Here is an 8,999-nt window from a genome sequence, read left to right on the forward strand (position 1 = left end):
CACCGTGCAGACTGGGGAGATGACCGCGGCGGACTCGCAGATCGACCGGCGCCTGGAACAGCTGCACATCTGGGGGCCGCTCGCGCTGCTCGGTGTCGGCGCCGTCCTCGCGGTCGCCTCCGCGGACCTGATGGACGGCCCCGCCGAGTGGTACACCGCCGGGGCCCTGGTCGGCGCCGCGCTCGTGCTCCAGGTGTGGTGGCACGGCACCCGGCACCACCGCGCCCACCGCGGCCGCAGCCCCTCCCGGGCCGGGACGGCGTACTACGCGATCCGCTGGGCGATCGCCTTCGTCCTCACCTGGATCAACCCGTTCTTCGCGTTCTACGCCGCCGCCGGCTACATGGACGCCGACGAGCTGATCCCGGGCAGGTGGCGTCGCCTCGGACTATTCGCGAGCGTGGTCATCGTGGCGGGCGCGCAGGTCGGCGGGCTGCCGGTGCGGACCACGGGCCAGTGGCTCGGTTTCGCCGGGCTCATGGTCGTGAACTACGCCCTCCAGGCGTTCGTCGCCCACATCACCGAGCAGGAGGAGCAGCGCTCCCGGGACCGCGCCTCGACCATCGAGGCCCTCCAGCAGGCGCTCGACGAGAACGCCGCCCTTCACGCCCAACTCCTCGTCCAGGCAAGGGAAGCGGGCGTCGCCGACGAGCGACGGCGGCTCGCCGCCGAGATCCACGACACCCTCGCCCAGGGCCTGACCGGCATCATCGCCCAGCTCCAGGTCGTCGTGAACACACCCGACGAGAACCAGGCCCGTGAGCACGTCCACCGGGCCATGGGCCTCGCCCGCCACAGCCTGGGCGAGGCCCGCCGCTCGGTGCACAACCTGGCCCCGGTCGCCCTGGACGACGCCGGACTTCCCGAAGCCCTGAAGCAGACGGTCACCGACTGGGGCGAACGCACCGGCGTGCGCGCCGAGTTCACGGTCACCGGCATCGCCCAGCAACTCCACGACGAGATCGCGGCCACTCTCCTGCGCATCGCCCAGGAAGCCCTCTCCAACGCCTCCCGGCACGCCCGGGCGGGCCGCCTCGGCGTCACCGTGACCTTCCTGGACGAGGAGGTCATCCTCGACATCCGCGACGACGGCGTCGGCTTCGACCCCCTCGCCCTCCCGCCCCGCACCCGCGCCGGCGGCTTCGGGCTCGACGGCATGCGGGCCCGCGCCGAACGCATCGCGGGCTCCCTGACCGTCGAGTCCGAACCGGGCCACGGCACCGCGCTGTCGGCTCGCGTACCGTTGGTCCGCCATGACCAGTGACATCTCGGTGCTGATCGTCGACGACCATCCCGTCGTACGGGACGGTCTGCGCGGCATGTTCGCGTCCGCGCCCGGATTCGCCGTCCTCGGCGAGGCGTCCAACGGCGTCGAGGCCGTCGAGCGGGCCGCCGCTCTCGACCCCGACGTGATCCTGATGGACCTGCGGATGCCGGGCGGCGGCGGGGTGGACGCCATCCGGGAGCTGACCCGCGCCCGGGCCCGGGCGAAAGTCCTCGTCCTGACGACGTACGACACCGACTCCGACACGCTGCCCGCCATCGAGGCGGGAGCCACCGGCTACCTCCTCAAGGACGCCCCGCGCGACGAGCTGTTCACCGCCGTGCGGGCCGCGGCGGAGGGCCGCACCGTCCTCTCCCCGGCCGTCGCCTCCCGCCTGGTCTCCGCGGTCCGCACTCCCGGGGCTCCCGGCAACGAGACCCTCTCCGCCCGCGAGCGCGAGGTGCTGGCCCTGGTCGCCAAGGGCACGTCCAACCGCGAGATCGCCCGCGAGCTGTTCATCAGTGAGGCGACCGTGAAGACCCATCTCACCCACCTGTACGCCAAGTTGGGTGTCAAGGACCGCGCGGCGGCCGTCGCGACGGCGTACGAGCGCGGGATCCTCGGCTAGCCGGGATACGGCAGCAGTCCGGCGGCGGTCCGCTCCCAGGATGCCTTCAGCTCGGCGAGCAGGTCCGGCTCGTCGGGCGCCAGGTCGGCCTGTTCGCGCAGGTCGGCGCCGAGGTCGTAGAGGTGGTCCTTGCCGGCCGCGTCCTGGTAGTACTTCCACTTCCCGCGCCGCAGAGCCCGGTTGGCCCGCACCCGCCAGAACAGGTCCCGCTCCGGCAGCCGTTCGCCCCGCAGCAGGTACCCGGCCAGGCTCGTGCCGTCCAGCGGGTAGGCCGGATCGGGTCGCGCACCGGCCGCCTCCAGGAAGGTCGCCGTCCAGTCGGGGGAGAAGTTCGGCTCGTGGCTCACCTGGCCGCCGTCGATCCGGTGCGGCCAGCGCACGACCGTCGGGACGCGGATGCCGCCCTCCTGGAGCACGAACTTCTCGCCGCTGAGCGGCCACAGGTACGACCAGCGCTCGCCGCCGTTGTCGCTGGCGAAGTACACCAGCGTGTGCTCCTCCTGCCCGGAGCGGCGCAGGGCCGCGAGCACCTCGCCGACGGCCGCGTCCAGGCTCTGCACCATCTGCGTGTACTTGGCGACCGAACCGCCGTCGTAGTGGTTGAGCGCGGCCGAGACCTCCGCCTGGCTCTTCGCGTTACGGATCTTCTCGGCGATCTCCGCGCCGGTCTCCTCGTCGCCCTCCGCCAGCCACGGCCAGTGCGGGGTGGTGAAGTTGAGGTTGAGCAGCCACGGCCTGTCGTGGTCGCGGCTCACGTACTCCACGGCCCGCTCGGTGAGGACGGTCGTGTAGTAGCGCAGGTCCTGGTACTCGGCGTCGCCCTCGTAGAGGTCGTGGTCACCGAGCTGGCCGAGCTTGGAGAAGTACTCAAGCACGCCCCCGTGGTTGCCGAAGAACTCGTCCCAGCCGGACTTGGTGGGGCTGTAGTCGGGCAGCCAGCCGCAGTGCCACTTGCCGATGAGGGCGGTGGAGTAGCCGGCCTTCCTCAGCAGCGAGGCGAGGGTCGGGTGGTTCGGGTCGAGCCCCTGCGTCCGGTTGGCGACCGGCTCGGCGAGGCCGCCCTTCGTACGGCCCGGATACCGCCCGGTGTACAGGCTGAACCGGGTCGGCGAGCAGGTCGCGGACCCCGAGTACGCGTCGGTGAACCGCACGCCCTGCCGGGCCAGCCGGTCCAGGTTCGGCGTTTTGATGTGCGGGGCGCCGTACGAGGACAGGTCGGCCCAGCCGAGGTCGTCGCCGAGGATGACCAGGAGGTTGGGGCGTCTGCCGGAGGAGCCCTTGGCCCGGGCCCTGAAGGGACGTTCGGCGGGAGCTTGAGCGGCTTCGGCGGCGGTCGTCGTGGCGGCGACGGCGGTCACGGCACCGCCGCCGACGAGACCACCGAAGGCACGGCGGGAGATCTCGGGCATGCGAGCGAGTCTGGTCAGCCGATCGGCGCCCTGGCCAGCGATCACCTGCGCTGTTCACGGGACTGCAATCTCACCCCGCCACCCGCAGCAGCAGCACCGCCCGCGCCGGCACCGTGATCGACGCCCCGGCCCGGTGCACCACCCCCGGCGCCTCGCCCTGTTCCTCCCTCGACGTGTCGACGACCACCTCGTACCGCTCCGCCCACGGCGGTCCCGGCAGCAGGAAGCTCGTCGGCCGGTCCCCGGCGTGCAGGACGGCGAGGAAGCTGTCGTCGACGATCGGCGCGCCGCGTTCGTCCCGGCCGGGGATGTCCCGCCCCGACAGATACATGCCGAGCGAGGCGGCCGGCGCGTACCAGTCCCGTTCGGTCATCTCCGCGCCGCGGGCCGTGAACCAGGCCAGGTCCCGCAGCCCGTCCGCCGAGTGCGCCCGCCCCGAGAAGAACGCCCGGCGCCTGAGCACCGGATGCCGGTGACGCAGGTCGATCAGGCGGGCGGTGAGGTCGAACAGGGCCTTCCAGCCGGGGTCCTCCAGCAGCCCCCAGTCCACCCAGCTGATCTCGTTGTCCTGGCAGTAGGCGTTGTTGTTGCCGCGCTGGGTGCGGCCCAGTTCGTCGCCCGCGACCAGCATCGGCACCCCCGTCGACAGCAGCAGCGTGGTGAGCAGGTTCCGCAACTGCCGTCGCCTGAGGGCCCGTACGCGCTCGTCGTCGGTCTCCCCCTCCGTCCCGCAGTTCCACGCCCGGTTGTCGTCCGTGCCGTCCCGGTTGCCCTCGCCGTTCGCCTCGTTGTGCTTCCTCTCGTACGACACCAGGTCGCGCAGGGTGAAACCGTCGTGCGCGGTGATGAAGTTGACCGAGGCGTACGGGCGCCGCCCGCCCCACGCGTACAGGTCGCTGGAGCCGGAGAGGCGGTAGCCGAGGTCCCGCACGTCCGGCAGGGCGCCCCGCCAGAAGTCGCGTACGGCGTTGCGATAGCGGTCGTTCCACTCCGTCCACAGGGGCGGGAAGGCGCCCACCTGATAGCCCCCGGAGCCCACGTCCCAGGGCTCGGCGATCAGCTTCACCCGCCTGAGCACCGGGTCCTGGGCGATGACCGCGAGAAACGGCGACAGCATGTCGACGTCGTGCATCGAACGGGCCAGCGCGGCGGCCAGGTCGAAGCGGAAGCCGTCCACGCCCATCTCCGTCACCCAGTAGCGCAGGGAGTCGGTGATCAGCCGCAGGACGTGCGGCTGGACCACGTGCAGGGTGTTGCCGCAGCCCGTGTAGTCCGCGTAGCGCCGGGCGTCGGACTGCAGCCTGTAGTACCCGCGGTTGTCGATGCCCTTGAGGGACAGCGTGGGGCCCAGCTCGCCCGCCTCCGCCGTGTGGTTGTAGACCACGTCGAGGATGACCTCGATCCCGGCGGCGTGCAGCGCGCGCACCATGCGCTTGAACTCGCCGACCTGCCGGCCCGTCGTACCGGAGGCGGCGTAGGTCGCGTGCGGCGCGAAGTAGCCGATGGAGTTGTAGCCCCAGTAGTTCTTGAGACCGCGCCGCAGCAGATGGTCCTCGTGCGCGAACTGGTGGACGGGGAGCAGCTCCACGGCCGTGACACCCAGCTTCACGAGGTGCTCGATCGCGGCGGGGTGCGCCAGCCCGGCGTACGTCCCGCGCAGTTCCTCGGGGATGCCGGGGTGCAGTGCGGTGAACCCCCGCACATGGACCTCGTAGATCACCGAGTCCGCCCACGGCGTCTTCGGCCTCCGGTCCTCCATCCATTCGTCGTCGGTGGCGTCATCGTGGACGACCACGCCCTTCGGGACGTACGGTGCCGAGTCGCGGTCGTCCCGTACGGTGTCCGCGACCTGCTGCTGGGGCCAGTCGCGGACATGGCCGTACACCTCGGGCGGCAGGCTGAAGTCGCCGTCGACCGCGCGGGCGTACGGGTCGAGGAGCAGCTTCGCCGGGTTCCAGCGGCCGCCGGTCCACGGGTCCCAGCGGCCGTGCACCCGGAAGCCGTAGCGCTGACCGGGCATGACGCCGGGCACGAAGCCGTGCCAGATCTCGTGCGTGAGTTCGGTGAGCCGGGCCCGGGTCTCCTTGCCGTCCGCGTCGAACAGACACAGCTCGACCGCTTCGGCACCGCCCGCCCACAGGGCGAAGTTGGTCCCCGCCACCCCGTCCGGGCCGACCCGGAACCGGGCGCCCAAGGGCGTCGGCGCACCGGGCCACACCGGCACGGCCGGTACCGCCCGCCGCTCGCTGTTCACCAGCGCGGCGGGGCGCTCCTCGGCGGCTTCCGTCACCGCCTCCTGCTCGGCTGCGCTGGACACCGGTCGGCCTCCCACGGCTCGTGGAGCGAGGTGGAAAAGAGCGCACGGCGTCCCGTCCGCGGCACCCTCTCACGTCGTTCTCCCCACTGTTCTGCCCACCGCTTGCCTCGCACTCACGTTTCACTGCGCTTGCTTGGGCGGGGCGCCCGAGGATCTGCCAGGTCAGCTCGCCAAAGAGGTGTACGCGCCGGCGGCCGGCGACCTCACGTTTCCCCTGGGTGGGCCCGGTCGTTGGGGTTGCCGTGACGCACGTACATGGGCGCGCTCGGCGCGTGGCGGCCGTTCTGGCCGCCGTAGTGACATGGGCAGGACTGCTGGCCGGAGCCGCCGGCTGTACCGCGGACGGAGGCGGCGGGATCGAGGGCGTCGGCGGGTTCGGGAAGCCTCCCGCGCCCGAGGACGTCATCCGGGTCGCCCCCGACGACGGCACCAAGGGCGTGCCGCCCGAGGAGAAACTCCGGGTCCGGGTGCCCGGCGGGCGCCTGGAGTCGGTCACCGTCGTCAAGTCCCAGGACGCGCAGGACTTCCCGGTGCCCGGGCACATCTCCGACGACGGCCTGCGCTGGGAACCCGACGAGGCACAGCTGGCGCTGGCCGCCGAGTACACGGTCGACGCGGTCGCGCTCGACGCCCACGGCCGCCGCTCGGCCCGGCACACCACCTTCACCACCTACGTCCCCGAGGAGCGGTTCATCGGATACGTCAGCCCCGAGAACCGCTCCACCGTCGGCACCGGAATGATCGTCTCCCTGGAGTTCAACCGGGAGATCCAGGACCGCGCCGCCGTCGAACGCGCCGTACACGTCACCGCGAAGCCGCCCGTCGAGATCCGCCCGCACTGGTTCGGCAAGGGCCGCCTCGACTTCCGCCCCGAGCAGTACTGGACACCGGGCACCCGCGTGACCGTCGCCCTCCGGCTCCGCGACGTGGAAGGCGCGCCCGGCGTCTACGGCCTCCAGTACCGGACCTTCTCCTTCACCGTCGGCCGCAGCCAGGTCTCCCTCGTCGACGCGGCCGCGCACACCATGCAGGTCAGACGGGACGGCGCGCTGCTCGCCACCGTGCCGATCACCGCCGGCGCCCCGAAGACGACCACCTACAACGGCAAGATGGTCGTCACCGAGATGCTCGAGGTGACCCGCATGAACAGCCGCACGGTCGGCTTCGGCGGCGAGTACGACATCCCGGACGTCCCGCACGCCCTGCGGCTGACCGACTCCGGCACCTTCCTGCACGGCAACTACTGGTCGCCCACCGCCCCCGGCAGGGTCAATGTCAGCCACGGCTGTGTGGGCCTCAGGGACGTGAAGGGCGGCAGCTCGGACACGCCCGCGGGCTGGTTCTTCGACCGCAGCCTCGTCGGGGACGTCGTCGAGGTCGTCCACAGCGATGACAAAAAGGTCGCTCCCGACAATGGCCTTGGGGGATGGAATATGGGTTGGAAGGAGTGGAAGGCGGGCAGTGCGGTGAAGTAACCCGACAGGGGGGCGGCTTGGCCCAACTCTCCGTTGAAGTTGGGACGGAATGGTGACCTTGGACTTACACGATGCTCAAAAGTCTGCGGTTAATATTCGCCAACGCGTGCGGATCACGTGCGGGGGAGTGGGCCTGACCAGGTCCTTCGAGGGGAGAAAGACTTGAACGTGCGACCGATATCGGGGGCGTCGGTTGACGCGCGAGGGCGCGGGGCCAGGGGACTGCTGGCGTTGATACTCGGAGCTCTGCTGCTGGCCGTCACCGCCTGCGGCGGGGGAAATTCCGGTTCCGGTGACGCCAAGGCGGAGAAGGGCGACGCGTCCGCCACCGAGACCAAGCAGTCCGAGGCGGTCGTCTCCATCAGCCCGAAGGATGGGGCGAAGTCCGTCGACACCAGCGGTGCCCTCAAGGTCGGGGCGACCAAGGGCAAGTTGACCGAGGTCCAGGTCAAGGACGCCAAGGGCAACGCGATAGCCGGGAAGACAGCCGCCGACGGCGCCTCCTGGACGCCGTCCACCCACCTCGCCTCCGGCACCAAGTACTCGGTGCACGCGATAGCGAAGGACGCCGAGGGCCGTACGGCCGCCGAGGACTCCAGCTTCACCACCCTGACTCCGAAGAACACCTTCATCGGTACCTTCACGCCCGAGGACGGCTCGACGGTCGGCGTCGGAATGCCGTTCTCCATCCGCTTCACCCGGGGCATCACCAGCCCCGAGGACGTCGAGAAGGCGATCACGGTCAAGACCACGCCGGCCGTCGACGTCGAGAGCCACTGGTTCGGCAACGACCGCCTGGACTTCCGGCCCGAGCAGTACTGGAAGGAAGGCACCAAGGTCACCGTCGACCTCAACCTGAACGGGGTCGAGGGCCGCGACGGCGTCTACGGCAAGCAGAACAAGACGGTCTCCTTCACCATCGGCCGCAACCAGGTCTCCGTCGTGGACGCCAAGAAGCACACGATGAAGATCACCCAGGACGGCAGGACCATCAAGACCCTCAAGGCCACCACCGGCAAGCCCGGTTACGACACCTGGAACGGCCAGATGGTCATCAGCGAGAAGCTCGCGGTGACCCGGATGAACGGCGAGACGGTCGGCTACGGCGGCGAGTACGACATCAAGGACGTCCCGCACGCCGCCCGCCTCACCGACTCCGGCACCTTCATCCACGGCAACTACTGGGGTGGCGACGCCTTCGGCAACTACAACGCCAGCCACGGCTGCGTGGGCCTGCGCGACGTCAAGGGCGGTTACGACAGCGGGGTACCGGCCGCCTGGTTCTTCAACCACTCGATGATCGGCGACGTGGTCGTGGTCAAGAACTCCGACGACGCGACGGTCGCCCCGGAGAACGGCCTCAACGGCTGGAACATGTCGTGGGAGAAGTGGAAGGCGTAGTACTTACGGCGATCAGCGGCCCCGGTGTCACGGGATACGACACCGGGGCCGCTGTCGTCGGTGGCGGTGCCGGGTCTGCCGAATACGAGCCACGGCACCCCACCACGCCCCGTCAGCCCACGCGCTGTGTCCCGCTCGCGGGCAACCCTCGGACCCCCGGCCGGGTGTGGATGAGCGCTCCCCGCCGCGTCCCGGTCGGCTCCTGTGTGGTGTCGGTCCGGGGGGCGGCCCGCGGGTCCTTGGCCGGGCGGGTGGGCGACCGTTCCCCGTCGCGCTCGGTTGGTTCCTGTGTGGCGTCCGGTCAGGGCGCAGCCCAGGACCCTCGGCCGGGTGTGGGGGACCGTTCCCCGCCACGTGCCGTCAGCTCCGGTGCCTGCGTCGGGGTCGGGGGCAACCTTCGGGCCCCGGCCGGGTGTGGGCGACCGTTCCCCGCCGCGTCCCGGTTGGCTCCTGTGTGGTGTCCGGCCAGGGGGCAGCTCCGGGCCCTCGGTTGGGTGTGGGCGAC

6 protein-coding genes are annotated in these 8,999 nt (G+C 71.0%); 4 read left to right on the forward strand and 2 right to left on the reverse strand.

Features of this window, described 5'->3' with window-relative positions:
- Positions 1-19 precede the first annotated feature (19 nt).
- Positions 20-1,264, forward strand: a complete 1,245-nt coding sequence (locus tag H293_RS0146350; protein ID WP_020124577.1) for a sensor histidine kinase — start codon at positions 20-22, stop codon at positions 1,262-1,264.
- A complete protein-coding gene (locus H293_RS0146355; RefSeq protein ID WP_020124578.1) occupies positions 1,254-1,892 on the forward strand; it encodes a response regulator in 639 nt (212 codons plus the stop codon). Before H293_RS0146350 ends, H293_RS0146355 begins: the two co-directional genes overlap by 11 nt.
- On the opposite strand, the gene H293_RS0146360 is transcribed toward H293_RS0146355, so the two are convergent.
- Positions 1,889-3,301, reverse strand: a complete 1,413-nt coding sequence (locus tag H293_RS0146360; RefSeq protein WP_028808809.1) for a sulfatase family protein — start codon at positions 3,299-3,301, stop codon at positions 1,889-1,891. The two genes, H293_RS0146355 and H293_RS0146360, sit on opposite strands and share 4 nt — an antisense overlap.
- Before the next feature lie 70 nt (positions 3,302-3,371).
- Positions 3,372-5,618, reverse strand: coding sequence for a glycogen debranching protein GlgX (gene glgX, locus H293_RS0146365; RefSeq protein WP_020124580.1), 2,247 nt, complete (start codon positions 5,616-5,618; stop codon positions 3,372-3,374).
- Positions 5,619-5,860: 242 nt separating this feature from the next.
- Here glgX and H293_RS0146370 point away from each other — a divergent pair, with 242 nt between their 5' ends.
- Complete coding sequence (locus tag H293_RS0146370) at positions 5,861-7,093, forward strand: L,D-transpeptidase (RefSeq protein ID WP_028808810.1); 1,233 nt, start codon at positions 5,861-5,863, stop codon at positions 7,091-7,093.
- Positions 7,094-7,255: 162 nt separating this feature from the next.
- Positions 7,256-8,494: a L,D-transpeptidase gene (locus H293_RS0146375; protein WP_199790286.1), complete on the forward strand. Its 1,239-nt coding sequence runs from the start codon at positions 7,256-7,258 to the stop codon at positions 8,492-8,494.
- Positions 8,495-8,999 lie beyond the last annotated feature (505 nt).

The sequence above is a fragment of the Streptomyces canus 299MFChir4.1 genome (assembly GCF_000383615.1).
GTDB lineage: Bacteria > Actinomycetota > Actinomycetes > Streptomycetales > Streptomycetaceae > Streptomyces > Streptomyces canus_C.

What these genes read in the sequence shown, in the direction of transcription:
- H293_RS0146360 (WP_028808809.1), bottom strand. Translation starts at nt 3,301, where the DNA reads ATGCCCGAGATCTCCCGCCGTGCCTTCGGTGGTCTCGTCGGCGGCGGT.
- H293_RS0146350 (WP_020124577.1), top strand. Translation starts at nt 20, where the DNA reads ATGACCGCGGCGGACTCGCAGATCGACCGGCGCCTGGAACAGCTGCAC.
- H293_RS0146355 (WP_020124578.1), top strand. Translation starts at nt 1,254, where the DNA reads ATGACCAGTGACATCTCGGTGCTGATCGTCGACGACCATCCCGTCGTA.